This is a genomic window from Sphingomonas asaccharolytica NBRC 15499 (assembly GCF_001598355.1).
GTDB lineage: Bacteria > Pseudomonadota > Alphaproteobacteria > Sphingomonadales > Sphingomonadaceae > Sphingomonas > Sphingomonas asaccharolytica.
Window position 1 is genome coordinate 1 of record NZ_BCYU01000082.1, and the last position, 18,788, is coordinate 18,788.

22 protein-coding genes are annotated in these 18,788 nt (G+C 64.1%); 14 read left to right on the plus strand and 8 right to left on the minus strand.

The features are described from left to right. Positions 1 to 93 precede the first annotated feature (93 nt). A complete protein-coding gene (locus tag SAS01S_RS17995; RefSeq protein WP_066812211.1) occupies positions 94 to 1,059 on the minus strand; it encodes an SDR family NAD(P)-dependent oxidoreductase in 966 nt (321 codons plus the stop codon). 186 nt (positions 1,060 to 1,245) lie between these two features. Here SAS01S_RS17995 and SAS01S_RS18000 point away from each other — a divergent pair, with 186 nt between their 5' ends. After that, entirely contained in the window at positions 1,246 to 2,151 is a 906-nt protein-coding gene (locus tag SAS01S_RS18000) for an AraC family transcriptional regulator (RefSeq protein WP_066812213.1), read from the plus strand. 137 nt (positions 2,152 to 2,288) lie between these two features. Here SAS01S_RS18000 and SAS01S_RS18005 read toward each other — a convergent pair whose 3' ends face one another. The 4 genes from SAS01S_RS18005 to thiS all read right to left on the minus strand — a co-directional run bounded on the left by SAS01S_RS18005 (position 2,289) and on the right by thiS (position 4,804). Next, positions 2,289 to 2,492 (minus strand): CsbD family protein, encoded by a 204-nt coding sequence (locus SAS01S_RS18005; RefSeq protein WP_066812215.1) that lies wholly within the window; start codon positions 2,490 to 2,492, stop codon positions 2,289 to 2,291. Positions 2,493 to 2,583: 91 nt separating this feature from the next. After that, the gene (locus SAS01S_RS18010) at positions 2,584 to 3,381 is read right to left on the minus strand and encodes an alpha/beta hydrolase (protein ID WP_084239181.1); all 798 of its coding nucleotides are present in this window, start codon (positions 3,379 to 3,381) and stop codon (positions 2,584 to 2,586) included. 67 nt (positions 3,382 to 3,448) lie between these two features. Beyond that, positions 3,449 to 3,799 carry a hypothetical protein gene (locus tag SAS01S_RS18015; RefSeq protein ID WP_066812186.1) on the minus strand — a complete coding sequence of 117 codons (351 nt, stop codon included), beginning with the start codon at positions 3,797 to 3,799 and terminating at the stop codon, positions 3,449 to 3,451. Next, positions 3,800 to 4,804 (minus strand): sulfur carrier protein ThiS, encoded by a 1,005-nt coding sequence (thiS, locus tag SAS01S_RS18020; RefSeq protein WP_066812218.1) that lies wholly within the window; start codon positions 4,802 to 4,804, stop codon positions 3,800 to 3,802. A gap of 63 nt (positions 4,805 to 4,867) precedes the next feature. Here thiS and aroQ point away from each other — a divergent pair, with 63 nt between their 5' ends. From aroQ to SAS01S_RS18060, 8 genes are all read left to right on the plus strand, one after another. Beyond that, positions 4,868 to 5,302 (plus strand): type II 3-dehydroquinate dehydratase, encoded by a 435-nt coding sequence (gene aroQ, locus SAS01S_RS18025; protein ID WP_066812188.1) that lies wholly within the window; start codon positions 4,868 to 4,870, stop codon positions 5,300 to 5,302. Between the two features lie 49 nt (positions 5,303 to 5,351). Beyond that, complete coding sequence (accB, locus tag SAS01S_RS18030; RefSeq protein ID WP_066812189.1) at positions 5,352 to 5,828, plus strand: acetyl-CoA carboxylase biotin carboxyl carrier protein; 477 nt, start codon at positions 5,352 to 5,354, stop codon at positions 5,826 to 5,828. Positions 5,829 to 5,838: 10 nt separating this feature from the next. Beyond that, positions 5,839 to 7,191, plus strand: coding sequence for an acetyl-CoA carboxylase biotin carboxylase subunit (gene accC, locus SAS01S_RS18035; protein WP_066812190.1), 1,353 nt, complete (start codon positions 5,839 to 5,841; stop codon positions 7,189 to 7,191). Positions 7,192 to 7,222: 31 nt separating this feature from the next. Continuing rightward, on the plus strand, positions 7,223 to 7,732 hold the full coding sequence (locus tag SAS01S_RS18040; protein ID WP_157082897.1) for a hypothetical protein: 510 nt from the start codon (positions 7,223 to 7,225) through the stop codon (positions 7,730 to 7,732). Between the two features lie 154 nt (positions 7,733 to 7,886). Beyond that, positions 7,887 to 8,549: a hypothetical protein gene (locus SAS01S_RS18045; protein ID WP_066812192.1), complete on the plus strand. Its 663-nt coding sequence runs from the start codon at positions 7,887 to 7,889 to the stop codon at positions 8,547 to 8,549. Positions 8,550 to 8,575: 26 nt separating this feature from the next. Then, entirely contained in the window at positions 8,576 to 9,802 is a 1,227-nt protein-coding gene (locus SAS01S_RS18050; protein ID WP_066812193.1) for an MFS transporter, read from the plus strand. After that, positions 9,799 to 10,137, plus strand: coding sequence for an arsenate reductase (glutaredoxin) (gene arsC / locus SAS01S_RS18055; RefSeq protein ID WP_066812195.1), 339 nt, complete (start codon positions 9,799 to 9,801; stop codon positions 10,135 to 10,137). The genes SAS01S_RS18050 and arsC overlap by 4 nt, the downstream gene beginning before the upstream one ends. A gap of 68 nt (positions 10,138 to 10,205) precedes the next feature. Continuing rightward, positions 10,206 to 10,688 (plus strand): rhodanese-like domain-containing protein, encoded by a 483-nt coding sequence (locus SAS01S_RS18060; protein WP_066812197.1) that lies wholly within the window; start codon positions 10,206 to 10,208, stop codon positions 10,686 to 10,688. A gap of 44 nt (positions 10,689 to 10,732) precedes the next feature. On the opposite strand, the gene SAS01S_RS18065 is transcribed toward SAS01S_RS18060, so the two are convergent. Further along, on the minus strand, positions 10,733 to 11,371 hold the full coding sequence (locus SAS01S_RS18065; RefSeq protein ID WP_066812201.1) for a hypothetical protein: 639 nt from the start codon (positions 11,369 to 11,371) through the stop codon (positions 10,733 to 10,735). Positions 11,372 to 11,480: 109 nt separating this feature from the next. Between SAS01S_RS18065 and purL the strand changes: the two genes are divergently transcribed. The 5 genes from purL (at position 11,481) to bfr (ending at position 16,716) form a co-directional block, all read left to right on the plus strand. Continuing rightward, a complete protein-coding gene (gene purL / locus SAS01S_RS18070; protein ID WP_066812203.1) occupies positions 11,481 to 13,697 on the plus strand; it encodes a phosphoribosylformylglycinamidine synthase subunit PurL in 2,217 nt (738 codons plus the stop codon). Between the two features lie 199 nt (positions 13,698 to 13,896). Beyond that, positions 13,897 to 14,337: a hypothetical protein gene (locus SAS01S_RS18075; RefSeq protein WP_084239183.1), complete on the plus strand. Its 441-nt coding sequence runs from the start codon at positions 13,897 to 13,899 to the stop codon at positions 14,335 to 14,337. After that, on the plus strand, positions 14,334 to 15,617 hold the full coding sequence (locus SAS01S_RS18080; protein WP_084239185.1) for a DUF418 domain-containing protein: 1,284 nt from the start codon (positions 14,334 to 14,336) through the stop codon (positions 15,615 to 15,617). Before SAS01S_RS18075 ends, SAS01S_RS18080 begins: the two co-directional genes overlap by 4 nt. 63 nt (positions 15,618 to 15,680) lie before the next feature. Then, positions 15,681 to 15,851, plus strand: coding sequence for a (2Fe-2S)-binding protein (locus tag SAS01S_RS18085; RefSeq protein WP_066812205.1), 171 nt, complete (start codon positions 15,681 to 15,683; stop codon positions 15,849 to 15,851). 376 nt (positions 15,852 to 16,227) lie between these two features. Continuing rightward, positions 16,228 to 16,716 (plus strand): bacterioferritin, encoded by a 489-nt coding sequence (bfr, locus tag SAS01S_RS18090; RefSeq protein WP_066812207.1) that lies wholly within the window; start codon positions 16,228 to 16,230, stop codon positions 16,714 to 16,716. A 7-nt stretch (positions 16,717 to 16,723) separates the two neighbouring features. On the opposite strand, the gene SAS01S_RS18095 is transcribed toward bfr, so the two are convergent. Further along, positions 16,724 to 17,134: an Hpt domain-containing protein gene (locus tag SAS01S_RS18095; RefSeq protein ID WP_245656991.1), complete on the minus strand. Its 411-nt coding sequence runs from the start codon at positions 17,132 to 17,134 to the stop codon at positions 16,724 to 16,726. A gap of 139 nt (positions 17,135 to 17,273) precedes the next feature. After that, the gene (gene der / locus SAS01S_RS18100; protein ID WP_066812209.1) at positions 17,274 to 18,635 is read right to left on the minus strand and encodes a ribosome biogenesis GTPase Der; all 1,362 of its coding nucleotides are present in this window, start codon (positions 18,633 to 18,635) and stop codon (positions 17,274 to 17,276) included. Between the last annotated feature and the right edge of the window lie 153 nt (positions 18,636 to 18,788).

Here is an 18,788-nt window from a genome sequence, read left to right on the forward strand (position 1 = left end):
TCCCGCCGCTTCGCGGCGGGCCCCTCCCTCTCCCGCTTGCGGGAGAGGGAACTGAGGCGAATTCGCGGCCTTTAATGTCCGCAGTTGCAACACTCAGAACCGTTCGCCGACCATTTCCTCGCTCTTCGCCCAGAGCGCCTTGGCGCGTTCGGCGTCGAGCGCATAGGCGCGTATGCCGCCGCGGATGCCTTCGCCTTCCTGCAGTTCGGCGACATGGCAATCCTCGCAATATTTCCCGCCGACCTCGGCGGGATCGGCGACGACGGCGGCCCAGACCGAGGTGGCCGCCCCTTGGGGGATGGTCTTGAACTCGAAGGCCGGGGTGCCCGCCTCGGCCGCGGTTTCGTTGATCGAGGCGACCAGTGCCGCCATCTCGCTTTCGTCCATGTGACGAGCGAGTTCGGTCCGGATGCCGCCGGGATGGACCGCCGTCGCGCGGACGCCGCGATCGCGGTGGCGACGGTCGAATTCGACCGCGAACAGGATGTTGGCGGTCTTCGACCGACCATAGCCGATCCACGGATCGTACGGCGTGCGCTCGAAATTGGGGTCGTCGAGATCGACGTCCGAATAGCGGTGTCCGGCGGAAGACAGATTCACCAGGCGTCCGCCGTGCTTGAGCAGCGGCGCGATGCGGTTGATCAGCACGAAATGGCCGAGATGGTTGGTGCCGAATTGGGTTTCGAAGCCATCGGCGGTGTGGCCGAACGGCGGGACCATGACGCCGGCATTGGCGATGATCACGTCGAACGGGCGGCCATCGGCATTGAGCGCATCGGCGCAGGCGCGAACGCTGGCGAGCGAGGCAAGGTCGAGTTCGACGATCGAGAAGGCGCCCTTGCCCGCATCCGCCGCGGCGCGGACCTCCGTCGTCGCGCGTTCGGCTTTCGCGACATTGCGCGCGGCGCCGACGACGTCCGCACCGTGGGCGACGAGCGCGCGCGCCGTCTCCACGCCAAGGCCAGCCGAAACGCCGGTGACCAGGATGCGCTTGCCGGTCAGGTCGATGCCCGCGAGCACATCCTCGGTAGTCGACTTCTCGCCGAATTGGGTCGTCATCATCTTTCTCCATGAAGGTGGGAAAAGGGCTCGGAGCGATCGCCACGCGCCCTCGACACCCATTTAGGCGTGGGCTTGCTGTAGCGGCGCCCGATCGTCTCGATCGCTTGCCTAATCCTATCAGCGGTGCACGATTTCAGACCGTACGCGCTTGCGCTTCCCTTCTCCGCGACCATTTTCGCTATCATGCAGGACAAACTCGACGAGATGAGCGGGCGAGTCATGCGCCACACGCAAGGCATAGCGTGCGAGACCGCTATCCCGCGGGTCGGGATCGGTGTGGTCGATCAGCCGAGCAAGCCGATGCCGACGGTGTACGAACCGATGATCTGTCTGGTGCTGCAGGGCGCCAAGCAGGTGATGATCGGCGACCGCCTGCTGCACTACGATCCGGCCTGCAATTTCATCGCTTCGCTCGAACTGGCGGTGTCCGGCTGCGTGATCGAGGCGTCGCCCGACAAGCCCTATATCGCCGCCAGCCTGACGATCGATCGCGCGATCCTGGCCGATCTGCTTGCGACCATGCCTCCCTCTCCCGAAGGGCAGACCGCCGGCTTTGCGGTGACGCCGGTCACGCCCGATCTGCTCGACGCCTGGGCGCAATTGCTGGCATTGTTCGACGCGCCGCAGGACATTGCGGTGCTGGCGCCACTCCGCGAGCGCGAAATTCTCTATCGCCTGCTCCGGGGCCCTGACGGCGGGTTGCTGCGCCAGATCGCGCGGGAAGACAGCCAATTGTCGCGGGTGCGACGCGCGATCCACTGGATCCAGGCGCATTTCGACCAGGCGATGCGGATCGAAGGACTGGCCGAGATTGCCGGAATGAGCGTTCCGTCGTTCCATCGCCATTTCAAGGCGGCGACGGCGATGAGCCCGTTACAATATCAGAAGACGCTCAGGCTCCATGCCGCACGGCGGATGCTGGTCGCAACCAACGACGCCAGCCGGACGGCCTATTCAGTCGGCTATGAAAGCGCCTCGCAATTCAGCCGTGAATATACCCGCATGTTCGGTGCGCCACCGTCGCGCGACGCCGGCCGGCTGCGTGGCATGCCGGCGGAGGATCTCGCGGAAGCGGCAGGCTTGGCGTGAACGAGGAAGTCCGAAGCCCCTCTCCCGCAAGCGGGAGAGGGCTTTAGCTAAACCCGCTTGCGACACACGAATAGGGGGCCGCGCGGTACCGCACGGCCCCCGTGTGAGCGCGGCGAGCGCTGCAAGCCGGGCAGCGACTAAATGTCGTCGCCCAGTGCGCCCTTCACCTTGCCGACGAGCTGTTGGCCCTTGCCTTTCAACTCCTGGCCGGCGCCTTCTGCCGCCAATTCGTCATCCTTGCGCGTGCGGTTGGGATCGTCGGCGTCGCCGGCCATCGCCTGCTTCACCTTGCCCACCGCCTCGTTGACATTGCCTTTGATCTTGTCGGTCAGTTCACCCATCGGGTCGTTCCTCTCCATTCGCGGCGGCCGGACGCCGGCGCGTTGAAATTACGGGATTAGAACGGTTTGGTGGGCTCGGAGTTCCTAGGGCCTAGGGTGCCACGCGTTTCAGGAACGCGAGCACCGCTTGCCAATTATCGTCCGCGCCGCCCGGATTCTTGGCAGCGATCAAGGTCGACGATCCGTGCACGCCCGCCTTCGGGATGAATTGCTGCCGATCGGTGCTCTTGGTGGCCGACAGGATCGCCTTCGCTTCCTGCTCCTCAACGAGCGTGTTGGCCGATGCAACGAAGACCGGCACGGTGACCTTGGCCGCGGCATTCTCGACCATCTTTTTGTCCTCGAAATATTCGCCCGGCGAGAACGCGAGCACGCCCTTCACGCTGCCCTCGGCTGATTTCGACGCGGCGACCAGGAACACCAGGCTGGCCGAATAGCTCGAGCCCCATAACAGGATCGGCTTGCCCTGCGCCTTGTCCTTGGCCCAGGCCAGCGCTGCCTCGAGATCGGGAAGCGCGCCGAGATAGTCAGTTTTGTCCTTGTAGCCGGCCATCGTCTGATTGTTGCCGTAAAGGCCGCCGCCGACGCGCTGGTCGATCGCCAAAGCGGCAAAGCCGGCGCGCTGAAGCTGCGGCGCGATGGTCTGATATTCGTCCTTCGACGATCCCGCCTGATGGAACAGCAGGATCAGCGCGCGCGCATTGCCGGAGGGATAATAGGTGCCATAGACCGTCACGCCATCAGGCGCGGTCAACGTCACCGGCTGCGGCGCCTGGTCCTTGACCGCCGCACTCTCATTGATCAGCGATTGTTCGTTGTCGACCTTGGGCGCGGGCTTGTGACAGCCGGCGAGCAAAGCGAGTGCAGCGATCGGCAGAATTGGACGCATGGAACCTCCTGTAACGAACGACAGAGCTACAACCCCGCCTTCACCCGGCAGTACATTACCGAACCTTCTAATCGAGATCCGATCGACGCTGCATGAGAATAGCCTGCCCCACGAGGATCAGACGAAGAGCCGACAGCAGGCCTATCACCAGGGCAGGGAAAAGGATGATGGATGCGATCCGCGCATCAGGCGATAGCCTTACCCAAGGGATCCCCGGGCGACGATAAGTGGTCACGCCAAATTTAGCTGCCAAATAAGCCATCGCGCCGAGAAAAATCACGCCCCCGATCAAGCCGCCAATATAGCCCCATCCCAGCGTTCGCTCCTGATCGCGCAAGACATAGTTCCGCTTGAGCAGCAGATATCCTTCCGGACTCCGAGAATTGCCGTGGATCGCTCGGACGACAGAACCGATCAATCAGATAAGTCCCGCAAGCGGACTGGACGGATCGGCATAGCGGCGCTTACCCATCCGGCCGGCGAGATAGGCCAAACGCCCGCTCTCGACCGCAAGTTTCATCGCGCGCGCCATCATCACCGGGTCCTTGGCCTCGGCGATCGCGGTGTTCATCAGCACGCCGTCGCAGCCAAGCTCCATCGCCACCGCCGAATCGGACGCGGTGCCGACGCCGGCATCGACCAGCACGGGCACGTTGGCGCCCTCGACGATCAGGCGGATCGTGACCTGGTTCTGGATGCCCAACCCCGATCCGATCGGCGCGCCCAGCGGCATGATCGCGACCGCGCCGACATCCTCCAGCCGCTTCGCCGCGATCGGATCGTCGACGCAATAGACCATCGGCTTGAAGCCTTCCTTGGCGAGGATCTCGGTCGCCCGCAGCGTCTCGACCATGTCGGGATAGAGCGTGCGCGCTTCGCCCAGCACTTCGAGCTTGACCAAGTCCCAGCCCCCTGCCTCGCGCGCCAGGCGCAGGGTGCGGATTGCTTCGTCCGCAGTGAAGCAGCCCGCGGTGTTGGGCAGATAAGTAACCTTTTTCGGGTCGATGAAGTCGGTCAGCATCGGCGCTTTGGGGTCGCTGACATTGACGCGGCGCACCGCCACGGTGACGATCTCCGCCCCTGACGCCTCGAGGGCCGCGGCGTTCTGCGCGAAATCCTTATATTTGCCGGTGCCGACGATCAGCCGCGAGCGGAACGTCTTGCCGGCGACGGTCCAGGTATCTTCCTTCACCGCGGACGCGTGGTCGCCGCCGCCGACGAAGTGGACAATCTCGATCTCGTCGCCATCCTCGACCATCACCTGGCTGAGCGTCGAGCGCGGCACGACCTCCAGATTGCGCTCGACCGCAACCTTTTCGGCGAGGAGCCCGAGCTCTTCGGCAAGTTGGGCGAGCGTGAGCCCGGCAAAGACGCGGCGATGCTCGCCATTGACGCGGATCGAGACGGTTCCGTCGGTGTGCATGGTATTCATGGCAAATCGCGATATAGGGACGCGACCGATAGCGCCACAACCGAAAGGGCAAGGGTGACCGAAACGATCCTGGTGCTGAACGGCCCCAACCTCAACCTGCTCGGGACGCGCGAGCCGGAAATCTACGGGGCCGATACGCTCGACGACATCGCGGAGAGACTCGAAGCGCGCGCGAGGGAGCTCGATCTCGAGATCGACATGCGCCAGTCGAATCACGAAGGGCATCTGATCAGCTGGATGCACGAAGCGCAGGGATCGGACGTGAAAGCGATCCTGCTCAATGCCGGCGCGCTGACGCATACCAGCGTGGCGCTGTACGACGCGATCAAGGGCATCAAAGTGCCTGTGATTGAGGTGCATTTGTCCAACCCGCTGGCTCGCGAAGAATTCCGTCACCAGAGCTTTGTCGGTCGTGCGGCACGCGGAACCGTTTCGGGGTTCGGTGCACTTTCCTATATGCTCGCGCTTGAAGCCGCCGCCCGACTCTGACAGAGGGCGCGCCTTTGAGTCAGCCTCAACAGGGCGAAAGAAGGGTCGAATGGCAGACAATAACAATGATGGGGGCATGCGAGTCGATGTCGAGCTGGTCCGCCAGCTCGCGACTCTGCTCGACGAAACCAACCTGACCGAGATCGAGGTCGAGGATAATGACCGCCGCATCCGTGTCGCGCGCGAAGTGCATTCGGTCACCGCCGCGCCGGTGAGCTATGCCGCGCCGGCGTCGGCCCCGGCTGCCGCCGCGCCGGCGGCGATTGCCGAGGCGGCGCCCGCCGCAAGCGCCGCCAATGCAGTCAAGTCACCAATGGTCGGCACCGTCTATTTGGCGGCAAATCCCGAAGCGAAACCGTTCATCGCGGTAGGCCAGAAGGTCGCCGCCGGCGATACTTTGGTGATCATCGAGGCGATGAAGGTGATGAACCCGATCACCGCGCCGAGCGCCGGCACCGTGTCGGCGATCCTGATCGAGAACGGCCAGCCGGTCGAATTCGATCAGGCACTCGTCGTCGTCGAATAGCGTCGCGCCAATGCCCGACATCAAGAAACTGCTGATCGCCAATCGCGGCGAGATCGCGCTGCGTATCCATCGCGCGTGTCACGAAATGGGGATCAAGACGGTCGCGGTCCATTCGACCGCAGATTCCGACGCGATGCATGTGCGGCTGGCCGACGAGGCGATCTGCATCGGTCCCCCCTCGGCGACCGAATCGTACCTCAACATCCCCAATATCATCTCGGCGGCCGAGATCAGCCATGCCGACGCGATCCATCCGGGCTATGGTTTCCTGAGCGAGAATGCGCGCTTCGCCGAGATCGTCGAGGCGCACGGTATCATCTTCGTCGGGCCCAAGCCCGAGCATATCCGCACGATGGGCGACAAGATCGAGGCGAAGCGCACCGCCGGCGCGCTCGGCCTGCCGCTCGTCCCCGGATCGGACGGCGCGATCAGCGACATCGGGGAAGCCAAGACAATCGCCGAGGCGGCAGGCTATCCGGTGATCATCAAGGCTGCGTCGGGCGGCGGCGGGCGCGGCATGAAAGTCGTCACCTCGCCCGAAGAGCTCGAAACCCAGATGCAGCAGGCCGGGAGCGAGGCCAAGGCCGCGTTCGGCGACGCCACGGTCTATCTCGAAAAATATCTCGGCAATCCGCGCCACATCGAATTCCAGGTGTTCGGCGACGGCAATGGCAATGCCATCCATCTCGGCGAGCGCGACTGCTCACTCCAGCGCCGCCACCAGAAAGTGCTGGAGGAAGCGCCCTCCCCGGTCATCACGCCCGAAGAGCGCGAGCGGATGGGCGGGATCGTCGCCAAAGCGATGGCCGATATGGGCTATCGCGGCGCCGGCACGATCGAATTCCTGTGGGAAGACGGCGAATTCTACTTCATCGAGATGAACACCCGTCTTCAGGTCGAGCATCCGGTGACCGAGGCGATTACGGGTCTCGACCTGGTCCGCGAGCAGATCCGCGTCGCGGAAGGCCATGGCCTGACCTTGCGTCAGGAAGACGTCCAGTTCCGCGGTCACGCGATCGAATGCCGGATCAATGCCGAGGATCCGCGCACCTTCGCGCCGTCGCCGGGCCTGGTGAAACAATATCACGCGCCGGGCGGGATGAACGTCCGGGTCGATAGCGGGCTTTATGCCGGTTATCGCGTGCCGCCTTATTACGATTCGATGATCGCCAAGCTGATCGTCTATGGCACGACGCGCCAGGGTGCGATCCGCCGCTTGCGCCGCGCGCTGGAAGAATTCGTGATCGAGGGGATGAAGACCACCATCCCGCTCCACCAGGCGCTGATCGAGGATCCGGAGTTCCTGCAGGGGCAATATACGATCAAGTGGCTCGAAGAGTGGCTGGAGAAGCAGGAAGCCTGAGACGATCCGTCGAACGCGAGGCGAGAGCGGCGTGAAGAAAGCGATCATCCTGCTGAGCTTGGCGGCAATCGCAGCCGCCCCCGCCTCCCCGGTCTCCTCAATGGCCGGGCGCTATTCGAAGCATTTCCAGAGCGGCATGGTCGACGGCTCGAAATATTGGGCAGACGACGTCGTCGAGATCGTTCCGGTCGACGCTGCCCACGCCTTTTTTCGCGCCGAGCTCGCTTTCTACAACGGCCATAGCTGCTCGATCGCAGGAGTCGCCAAGGCGGTCGGCGGCAAGCTCGTCTACAGCGAGAAGCAGCCGAGCTATGACGGCGGGCCGACCTGTCATCTGACCATTACGACCAAGGGCAAGAGCTTGCTGCTCGACGACGGCGACGGCGGCTGCCAATCCTATTGTGGCGCGCGCGGCTCGCTCAGCGGATTCGACTTGATCCCGCTCTCATCGAAACGGCCGATCAGCTACATGACCCGGCTGAAAGGGTCGGGTGAGTACAAGCAGGCGATCGCCGACTGGAAGGCGGGGAAGACGGAATGAAAGCCCCTCTCCCGCTTGCGGGAGAGGGAGGGGCCCGCGAAGCGGGAGGGTGAGGGTCTTTTTTTCTCCAAGCGTATCAAGAAAAAGAAGAAAGAAGACCCTCACCCAACCCTCTCCCGTGAACGGGAGAGGGCTTAAAAAAGGAGGGGGCATCATGTTCATCGGTCACTACGCGCCGGCCTTCGTCGCTGCGACATCGCCCAAATCGCCGCGGCTCGGTGCCTTGTTCGTCGCCGCGCAACTGGTCGACGTCGCGTTCTTCAGCTTCCTGATCCTGGGCGTCGAGAAGATGCGGATGTTGCCCGGCGCGACCGTGATGAACGGCATGGATTTGTACGACATGCCCTGGACGCATAGCCTGGCCGGGGCAATCGGCTGGGGCGTGCTGTTCGCGATCGCGGTGAAACTGCTGCGCGGCAACTGGACCGCAGGCCTGATCGGCGGCGCGGTGGTGGTGTCGCACTGGGTGATCGATCTGCTGGTTCACCGCCCCGACCTGACGCTCACCGGAAGTCCGCCCAAGCTCGGTCTCGGTCTTTGGAACCACCCCTGGATCGAAATGCCGCTGGAGATCGCCTTCGCGTTCGGCGGTCTGTGGTTCTTCGTCAGCCGGACGCGGGCGATCGGCGCGATGGGTAAATGGTCGCCCTGGGCGCTCGCTGCCGCCATGGCGGCGCTCCAGGCGGTCAACTGGACCACGCCGCAGCCGAGCGACGCGGGCCCTGCCCCGGCTTCCACCGGCTGGCTCGGGCTGTTCGCTTATGCCGTGCTCGCCATGTTCGCCTGGTGGGTGGCGCGGACACGGCGTTTGTCGTAGCCCCTTCCGAAATCGGGGAGAACCGGATGTCGTTGGTCGCAGAGCTCAAGGGATTGAAACGCAACCAGGTCCATTCGATCTGGGCGAGCTATCTCGGCTGGACGCTCGATGCGTTCGATTTCTTCCTGCTGGTCTTCATGCTGTCGGCGATCGCCAAGGAATATGGCACCGACATCAAGACGGTATCCGAGGCGACCTTCCTGACCCTCGCCGCGCGGCCGTTCGGCGCGTTCGCGTTCGGGTGGATGGCCGACCGCTGGGGACGGCGGCCGATCATGATGATCGTGATCCTGCTGTTTTCGCTCTTCTCGTTCGCCTCGGCCTTCGCCTGGTCGCTGACGAGCCTGTTCGTGATCCGTACCCTGTTCGGCTTTTGCATGGGCGGCGAATGGGGAATCGGCGCCAGCCTGGTGATGGAATCGATCCCGATCAAGCTGCGCGGTCCGGTGTCGGGCCTGCTGCAATCGGGGTATCCGAGCGGCTATTTCCTCGCCAGCCTGATCTATTTCCTGTTGTTCGACGCGCTTGGCTGGCGCGGCTTGTTCATGGTCGGGATCGCGCCGGCGATCCTGGTCTTCCTGATCCGGATGCATGTCGAGGAGAGCCCGGCGTTCGAGAAGCGGCGGCACGAACGGCCAGCCAACCCGCTGCGCGAGTTGAGGAAGCACTGGAAGATTGCGCTTTATGTCGTTGTATTGATGACCGCGTTCAATTTCTTCAGCCATGGCACGCAGGACATCTACCCGACCTTCCTCAAGGAACAGCACAAGTTCGACACCCATATGGTCGGACTGCTCGCGATGGTCGGCAATGCCGGCGCGATCGTCGGCGGCATTTCATTCGGAATCTGGTCTGAGCGAATCGGCCGCAAGCGCGCGATCATCATCGCCAGCCTGTTGGCATTGCCCGTTATCCCGCTCTGGGCGTTCAGCGCGACTCCGTTGATGCTCGGGCTCGGCGCCTTTCTCATCCAGGTGGCGGTACAGGGGGCATGGGGTATCGTGCCAGTGCATCTCAACGAACTATCGCCACCCCTGGTGCGCGGGATGTTTCCAGGATTCGCCTATCAGCTCGGCAATCTGATCGCATCGCGCAACCTGCCAATCCAGGCCTCGATCGCCCAAAGCCATGGCGGCAATTTCGGTCTGGCCATGGCAATCGTCGCGGGCATCACCGTGGTCGTATTGGTAGTGTGGACCGCGATCGGACCCGAGCGCACCGATGTCGATTTCCTGACGGAGAAGACGAGTTGAAGGCGACGATCTGGCACAATCCGCGCTGTTCGAAATCGCGCGAAACCTTGGCGATCCTGCAAGCAACGCCCGGCGTCGAGGTCGAGGTCGTCGAATATCTCAAGAACCCGCCGTCGCGCGACGAGCTGGCGGCGCTCTACGCCGCAGCCGGGCTGACCCCGCGCGAGGGACTGCGCAAGAGCGAGGACGGCGCCAAGGCGCTGAAAGGTGCCGATGACGACGCGATCCTCGACGCGATGGCGGCCGATCCGATCCTGATCGAACGTCCGCTGGTCGAGACGCCCAAGGGCGTGCGGTTGGGTCGGCCACCCGAAAACGTGCGCGAGATCCTGTGATCGCAGGACGTTCAGGCCCAGTATAGGCGATCGCGCGCACCTTCGGGCGATAGTCCGGGAGGGAAGCCATGACGCCGCTGTTGCTCGCTGCATTCCTGATGGCCGTCGACGGTCCACCGCCGGTCAATCCGCAGATCGATTACCAGGGATTCCAGCGGCTTGCCGCGCGAGTCTCGCCCGAGCGCGCGAAACGCCGTGTTACGCTGGCACGCTTCAAGCAAATGGCTGCGACGGCCGAGGCGATCATTCTCGACGCGCGATCGGCCGATGCCTTCGCGCAAGGACATATCGCCGGGGCGATCAACCTGCCGCTGACCGATTTCACCGCGCCGGCGCTCGCCGCGGTCCTGCCCGACCGCAACCGGCCGGTACTGATCTATTGCAATAATAATTTCTCAAACGACCGGCCGCCGGTGATGCTCAAGTCAGCGGCGGTGTCGCTAAACATCCAGACCTATATCAACCTCGCCGCTTACGGCTATCGCGCCGTTTACGAACTCGGCGAGACCATTGACCTCGACGACCCGAAGGTGGGCTGGGTAAAAGGCTGACGTCGGGGCGCGCGCGGCCGGTTGGCCACGCGCGCCCGCGATCGTCAGTTCGAGTTGGTCGTGACCGTGGTCTTGGTCTTGACCGTGGCCGGCGCCGCCTTGCGGACGACATGGCGTCTGGTCACTACCCGTTTACGCGGGGCCGTCCTGGTGACGACCTTGGGAGCCGGCGAGACCGTCTCGGTCGTCACCGTCGTGCTGGTCGGCGTGGGCGGCGGCGGTGGCGCGGCGATGACCACCGGTGCCGGCGGCGGCGCGTTGCGCGCGGCGTTGGCGTCGGCTTCCGCAGCAGCAGCGCGGGCATTAGCGTCAGCCGCCGATCGCGCAGCGTCCGCGGCAGCGGCCTCGGCTGCCTGCTTGTCGTCGCGGGCGCGGTTGAGCTTGGCGCGCTGCGCTTCGCCCAGCGCTTGATCCGCAAGTGTCGATGCGCGGTTGGCGTCGGCGATCGCGTCGGTCTTCTTGTCGCGCGCCAGATCCTCTTGCGCGGTACGCAATGCGCCTTGCGCCTCGGCGAGCAGCCGCGGCACTTCACCGGCAGCGCCGACCTTGCTGGCGGCATCGACCTTGGCCTGAGCGGCAGCGACCGCTTCCTGGGCGCGGTCCTTCTTGCCTTGCGCCAATGCGGGCGATGCGGTGATGAGCGCGACCCCCGATACGCACGCCAATATGGTTGGGAAACGCATTTTACTCTCCTGTTCTTGGAACCGCCGCTCAACGATCGTTACGCAGGGGTTGTTCCGTAACGGTCTGGATGGGTGACGGATGCGACCGAGGCCGCTAAGGGCGTGCGGCATGACCGGAATCACGCCCGAAATCGTCGCCGAACACGGCCTGTCGCCCGAGGAATATGAGCGCGTCCTGCACGCCATGGGGCGCGAGCCCAACCTCACCGAATTGGGCATCTTTTCGGTGATGTGGTCCGAACATTGTTCGTACAAATCGTCGCGTATCCATTTGAAAAAGCTGCCGACCACGGCGCCTTGGGTGATCTGCGGACCGGGTGAGAATGCCGGCGTGATCGACATCGGCGGCGGTCAGGCGGCGATCTTCAAGATGGAGAGCCACAACCATCCGTCGTACATCGAGCCCTATCAGGGTGCGGCGACCGGAGTCGGTGGCATCCTGCGCGATGTGTTCACGATGGGCGCTCGGCCGGTCGCCAACCTCAACGCGCTGCGCTTCGGCCGCCCCGACCATCCCAAGATGCGCCACCTGATCGCAGGCGTGGTCCACGGCATCGGCGGGTACGGCAATTGTGTCGGCGTGCCGACCGTGGGTGGCGAGGTCAATTTTCACGCCGCTTATGACGGCAACATCCTGGTCAATGCGATGACCGTGGGCGTCGCCGAGACCGCCAAGATCTTTTATTCGGCAGCCTCGGGGATCGGCAATTCGATCGTCTATGTCGGGTCCAAGACCGGGCGCGACGGCATTCACGGCGCCACCATGGCGTCGGCCGATTTCTCCGAGGATTCGGAGGAGAAGCGCCCGACCGTGCAGGTCGGCGACCCCTTCACCGAGAAATTGCTGATCGAAGCGTGCCTCGAGCTGATGGCGTCCGATGCGATCGTTGCGATCCAGGATATGGGCGCGGCCGGCCTGACCTCGTCCTCGGTCGAGATGGCGTCGAAGGGCGGCGTCGGGATCGAACTCGACATGAATGCGGTGCCGTGCCGCGAGACTGGCATGACGCCGTATGAGATGATGCTGTCGGAGAGCCAGGAGCGGATGCTCATGGTGCTCAAGCCCGGCCGCGAGCCCGAGGCGGAAGCGATCTTTCGCAAGTGGCAGCTCGATTTCGCGATCATCGGAACGGTGACAGATACCGGCCGCATGGTGTTGACATTCAACGGCGAAACCGTGTGCGATATCCCGCTCGGACCGCTCGCCGACGACGCGCCGGCCTATGACCGCCCCTATGTGCGTACCGCGCCGCCGGCGGATCTGGCCGACGAGCCCGAATGCGGCGACCTGACCGGCGACCTGCTCAAGCTGATGGCGTCGCCCGACATCGCCAGCCGCCGCTGGATCTGGGAGCAATATGACCACATGGTCGGCGCGGACACGATCCAGCGCCCCGGTGGCGACGCCGCGGTGGTGCGCGTCCATGGCACCAATAAGGGTCTGGCGATCACCACCGACTGCACGCCGCGTTACTGTTTGGCCGATCCGTTCGAGGGCGGAAAGCAGGCGATTGCCGAGGCTTATCGCAATATCTGCGCAGTCGGTGCGAAGCCGCTGGCAACCACCGACTGCATGAATTTCGGCAACCCGCAGCGGCCCGAGATCATGGGCCAGTTCGTCGGCGCGATCGAAGGCATGGCCGAAGCCTGCACTGCGCTCGACTTCCCGATCGTGAGCGGCAACGTGTCGCTCTATAACGAAACCAAGAATGACGACGGCAGCGGGTCGGCGATCCTCCCCACCCCGGCGATCGGCGGCGTCGGCCTGCTCCAGGATTACACCAAGAGCGCGACGATCGCGTTCAAGAACACCGGCGACGCGATCCTGGCGGTCGGCGAGCGCGGTGGGCATCTCGGCCAGTCGATCTGGCTGCGCGAGGTCCATGACCGCGAGGATGGTCCCCCGCCCCCGGTCGACCTCAAGGCCGAACGCCGCACCGGCGACTTCATCCGCTCGGCGATCGAACGCGGGCTGATCAGCGCGTGCCATGACGTCTCCGACGGCGGCATGGCGGTGGCGCTGGCCGAAATGGCGCTGGCGAGCGGGATCGGCGCGATGATCAACGAGGCGCAGCCGTTCGGCGTGGCGGGATCGTTCTTCGGCGAGGATCAGGGTCTCTATCTGGTCACCGTGCCCGACCAGGCCTTGGCCGAATTCCTGGCCGATGCCGCCGCCGCCGACGTTCCGGCCGATCCGATCGGACGGACGATCAAGGACCGGCTGATCTTCGAACTCGACGAAGGCGACTGGTGCGTCAGCATCGCCGACCTGCGCGCCGCGCATGAAGGCTTTTTCCCTGCTCTGATGGGCGACACGATTGCTTGATTTGGGCGCCTGATCGGGCGCCCACGCATCGCGCTTGGCTGTTGTAGCACAGCAAGATGGTGATAGCCTCCGTGCGACGGGTCGCGCGGCCCCGCTCCTTGCCCGCTCGCGCTGAGCGATGCGGCAAGCCGCTCTGCCGCCGCCTCGTCGGAATTGATGCTGATGATGCACCATGACGTGCGGGGATAGAGGGAGAAGAATGATGGGGGGAACCGGCCGCAAGATCGTGATGGCGACGTTGGTCGCGGGCACGCTCGATATCCTGTCGGCGTGTGTCTACACGCTGATTGCCGGGCGCGCGCCGATCAACATGCTCAAGGGGTTGGCCAGCGCCATCCTGGGCGACGGCGCCGTCAAGGGCGGGATCGGCGTGGCGCTGGTCGGGCTGCTGCTGCATTTCGCGATTATGACGGTGATGGTGGCGTTCTTCGTCATCGCCGCCAACCGCCTGCCGATCCTCAAGTCGCGGTGGCTGATCGCGGGTGTGGTTTATGGCATCGGCCTTTGGGCGTTCATGAGCCTGATCGTGTTGCCGCTGCGCTTTGGCTGGCATCCGTTCACCCCGCTTGGACTGGCCGAGCAATTCTTCAGCCATATCGTATTGGTCGGCATCCCGATCGCCTGGTTCGCGCGGCGGTGATCGACCCGCCGGCGAGCGAGGGCGCGGCCGCGCCGCAGCGGCTGCGCACGCTCGACGCGGTGCGCGGGGTCGCGGTGATGGGCATCTTGCTGCTCAACATCATCGACTTCGCGATGCCCGGCTATGCCGAGATCGACCCCACATTCTACGGCGGATCGACCGGCGCCAATTGGTGGGAATGGGCGATCGCCTATGCGATCGGCGACGGCAAGTTTCGCGGACTGTTCACGATGATGTTCGGCGCCTCGACCCTGCTGATCGCCGACCGCGCACTGCTCAGCGGCCAGCAGCCGGCCAAGGTCCATTATGCCCGGATGGCGACCTTGTTAGTGTTCGGCATGGTTCACGCGTATCTGATCTGGGCGGGCGACATCCTGGTGCTCTACGCGCTGACCGGCATGATCGCGTTCATCGGCTGGCGCGTGCGGCCGCGAATGCTGGTGACGATCGGCATGCTGCTGCTGGCGTTCAAGCTGACGGACGGATTGGTCGCCTATCAGCATCTCGAGCGCGCGCGCGTGGCCTCGATCCAGCCAAATCCCGAACCCAACCTGGCGGCTGATTGGCGGGCGTTCCGCCAGCAATCCGATCCGCAGCGCGACGGGATCGCGCGCGAACTGGCGGGCTATCGCGGATCCTATGGCGACGCGCTCAAGGTGCGCGTGCCGACCGCGATCTTCTTCCAGACGATCATCAACCGCATCGCGTTCATCGACACGCTGGCGCTGATGCTGATCGGGATGGCGCTGTTCCGCTGGGGATTCTTTTCCGGCGCCTGGTCGCGGCGCGCTTATTGGCTGATCGCCGCCGCCGTGCCGGTGGCATGGGCGGGCTACATCCCACTGGTCAGCTGGCTCGATGCGACGCATTGGGCGCCGCTGACGATGATTGCGACCGAGGCGATCCAGCTGAGCTTGCTGCGGCCCTGGCTCAGCCTGGGCTATGCCGCCCTGGTCATCCTGTTCGTGCAATCGGGGCGCCTGCCCTGGCTGGCGGACCGTTTCGCCGCGACGGGAAGGACGGCGTTTTCCAATTATCTCGGCACCTCGATCGTCTGCACGTTGATCTTCAATGGCTATGGCCTGGGCTGGTACGGCTATCTGCAGCGCTGGCAGTGCCTGATCGTCGTCGCCGGCATGTGGCTGCTGATGCTCGCCTGGTCGAAGCCATGGCTCGACCGATTCGCTTATGGTCCGTTCGAATGGCTGTGGCGCAGCGCCGCGCGTGGACACTGGCAAGAGTTCCGGCGCATGCGACAAGTTGCAAACGTGTCGCAATAGTATTGCGAATCGATCTCACTATCGCTAACTCGATCTCAACGAGCGCGAGGGATAATCGGTCTCATGATGGTATGCGTCTGCAATGCGATCCGCGAACGCGAAGTGCGCGAAGCCGCGCGCAACGGATCGATGACCGCGTGCCAGGCCTATCGCTCGCTCGGCCGCCAGCCCAAATGCGGCCAGTGCGTGCCGTTCGCGCGTTCCATTATCGATGACGAACGCGCTGCTGCTTAGGACTCGCATCTAATATCGGCGGGGATCGAGATTGCGTTGCGGAGCCCGCCGGCGAGGAGCGCAGCGCAGTCGCGTAGCTTGAGCTACGCGCAAGCAAACGACGACGTCCGGCGGGCTCCGCAACGCAACCGCGAAGCGGCGGGCGGATTTTGTCGCGTGGAGGGCGTCGCTCGTCGGTCACGATGCATAATGCATCGCTCCCTCCTCGCTCCTACCCACGCGGCAAAACCCGCTCCGTCTCGACCCCGCCGATATTAGATGCGAGTCCTTCGCGTTCGCAGCTGCTGAAAATCGCGGAAATCCGCCGTTTTTCTGACTGTCTTACGGTGTCGGGGCGAGCTATGATCGTTCTCGAAGAACAACGAAGGGCATCACCATGAAGGGCGATCCGCAGGTCATCGACTTCCTCAATACCGCGCTCAAGAACGAACTGACCGCGATCAACCAATATTGGCTGCATTACCGCCTGCTCGACCATTGGGGCGTGCAGAAGCTGGCCGAGTTCGAGCGCCACGAATCGATCGACGAGATGAAGCATGCCGACTGGCTGTCGGAGCGCATCCTGTTCCTCGACGGCCTGCCCAACTTCCAATTGCTCGGGCGGCTACGCATCGGCGAGACGGTCGAAGAAGTGCTGAAGTCGGACCTCGAGCTGGAGATGGAAGCGCTGCCGCTGCTGCGCGATGCGATCGAACATTGCGAGAAGGTACGCGACTATGTCAGCCGCGACCTGTTCCGCCGCATCCTCGATAGCGAGGAAGAACATGTCGACACGCTCGAACGCCAGTTCGACATGATCGAGCGAATGGGATTGGAGAATTACATCCAGCTCAATGCGAAATCAGCGGAAGAAAGCGAAAGCTGACTAACGGTCAGACCGCGCGGCGGCCGAAGGCGGTGGGGCGGCGTTCGACCAGCGGGTTGGCCTCGCGTTCGAGCATCGCCAGCGTCGCTTCGAAGGTCGGGCGCAGCTTGACGACATGTTCGAGCGCCTGGTCAGGCGCGTCGCGCGTTTCCACGCACTGGCGCCCGATGACTTCGATCGCTTCGGCAATGGCGGCGAGCTGCTCCGCGCCGAACTGACGCGACTCGCCCTTCAGCGTGTGCGCCGGCAGCACGATCGCGGCGGCATTGCCCGCCCGCATCGCTTCCTCGATCGCGGCGACCGACTTGACGCCATCTTCCTTGAAATAGCCGAGAATGCGGACGAATCCGGCGCCGAGCTCACTACGGGCCGCCTGAAACGCGCTCCAGTCCACTATTTGCCCGCTGTCGATCGTCACCACGTCCTCCACCCGTATCGGCACGCCCCCGTTGTCCCGATGCGTCCGCTGTAGCTGGCGCAGGTAAACGACCGGTTGACGGAGTTGGCAGTAGTCAGCCTCTAAAGCCTTGGAGCCGTGCAGCTTTCACAAATTATGTTCATTCTCGATCAAATGGATTCTTCGGCGCGCGCAAGGTCAACCGAACGGGGACTGCGCCGAAGCCAAGATCGCGCCGCATCGAATTGACCAGATAGCGCTCGTAACTCGCGGGAAGTTGATCGACGCGCGTGCCGAAAATGACGAAGCTGGGGGGGCGCGTCTTGATCTGGGTGACATACCGCATCTTGATCCGCTTGCCGCCAGGCGCCGGCGGAGGGTTGGCGTCGATCGCCCGTTCGAACCAGCGATTGAGCTCGCCGGTGGAGACGCGCTTCGACCAGGCCTCGCGCGTTTCGAAGGCCGCGCCCAGCAGCTGGTCGATGCCCTTGCCGGTTGCGCCCGACACGGTGATGACGATCACGCCCTTCACCTGGCTGAGCCCGTCTTCGAGCGCCTTCTTGACGCCATTGAACAGTGACGAGGCATTTTCGGCGATGTCCCACTTGTTGAGCGCGATGACCAAGGCGCGCCCTTCCTGCAGCACGCGGTCGGCGATCTTGAGGTCCTGCGCCTCCAGGCCCAGGGTCGCGTCCAGCAGCAGCACGACGACTTCGGCGAAATCGACCGCGCGCAAGGCATCGGCGACCGACAATTTCTCCAGCTTGTCCTGCACTTTGGCGCGCTTGCGCATGCCGGCCGTGTCGATCAACCGTACCGCGCGCGGGCCGCTCTTCGGATCGTGCCAGGTCCAGTCGATCGCGATCGAATCGCGGGTGATCCCGGCTTCCGGCCCAGTGATCAGGCGGTCCTCGCCCAGCATGCGATTGATCAAGGTCGACTTGCCGGCATTGGGACGGCCGACGATGGCGAGCTTGAGCGGCGCGTCGGGACTTTCGTCCTCCTCTTCCTCGAACTCTTCCGGCTCGGGAACGAACGGGACGAGTGCCTCGAACAGATCGGCCATGCCTTCGCCATGCTCGGCCGAGACCTGGACCGGATCGCCGAAACCGAGCGAGAGCGATTCGATGATACCGGCCTCCGCCGCGCGCCCTTCCGCCTTGTTGGCGACCAGGATGACCGGCGTGGTCGAGCCGCGCAGCCAGCGCGCGATTTCCTCGTCGAGCGGCACGATCCCGGCGCGGGCATCGATCAGGAACAGCGCGACGTCGGCCTGTGCCACCGCCGCCTCGGTCTGTTGCCGCATCCGGCCCGGCAAGGTCGCGGCTTCGAGATCCTCGTAGCCGGCGGTGTCGATCACGCGGAACTCGAGGCCGAGCAGGTTTCCGTCGCCTTCGCGCCGATCGCGCGTGACGCCGGGCTGGTCATCGACCAAGGCAAGTTTCTTGCCGACGAGCCGGTTGAACAGCGTCGACTTGCCGACATTGGGACGGCCGATAATGGCGACGGTGGGTAAGGACATAGAGGGCGCTGTAGGGCGTGTGCACGCCAGCGGCAACGCCTTCAGGTGGACAGCCAAAGCAATCGAGGGAAGCGCAATAGGAACAACTAGCCCCTCCCCTTCAGGGGAGGGGTTGGGGTGGGGACTATCCACGGGCGATTAGCTTGCGGCACT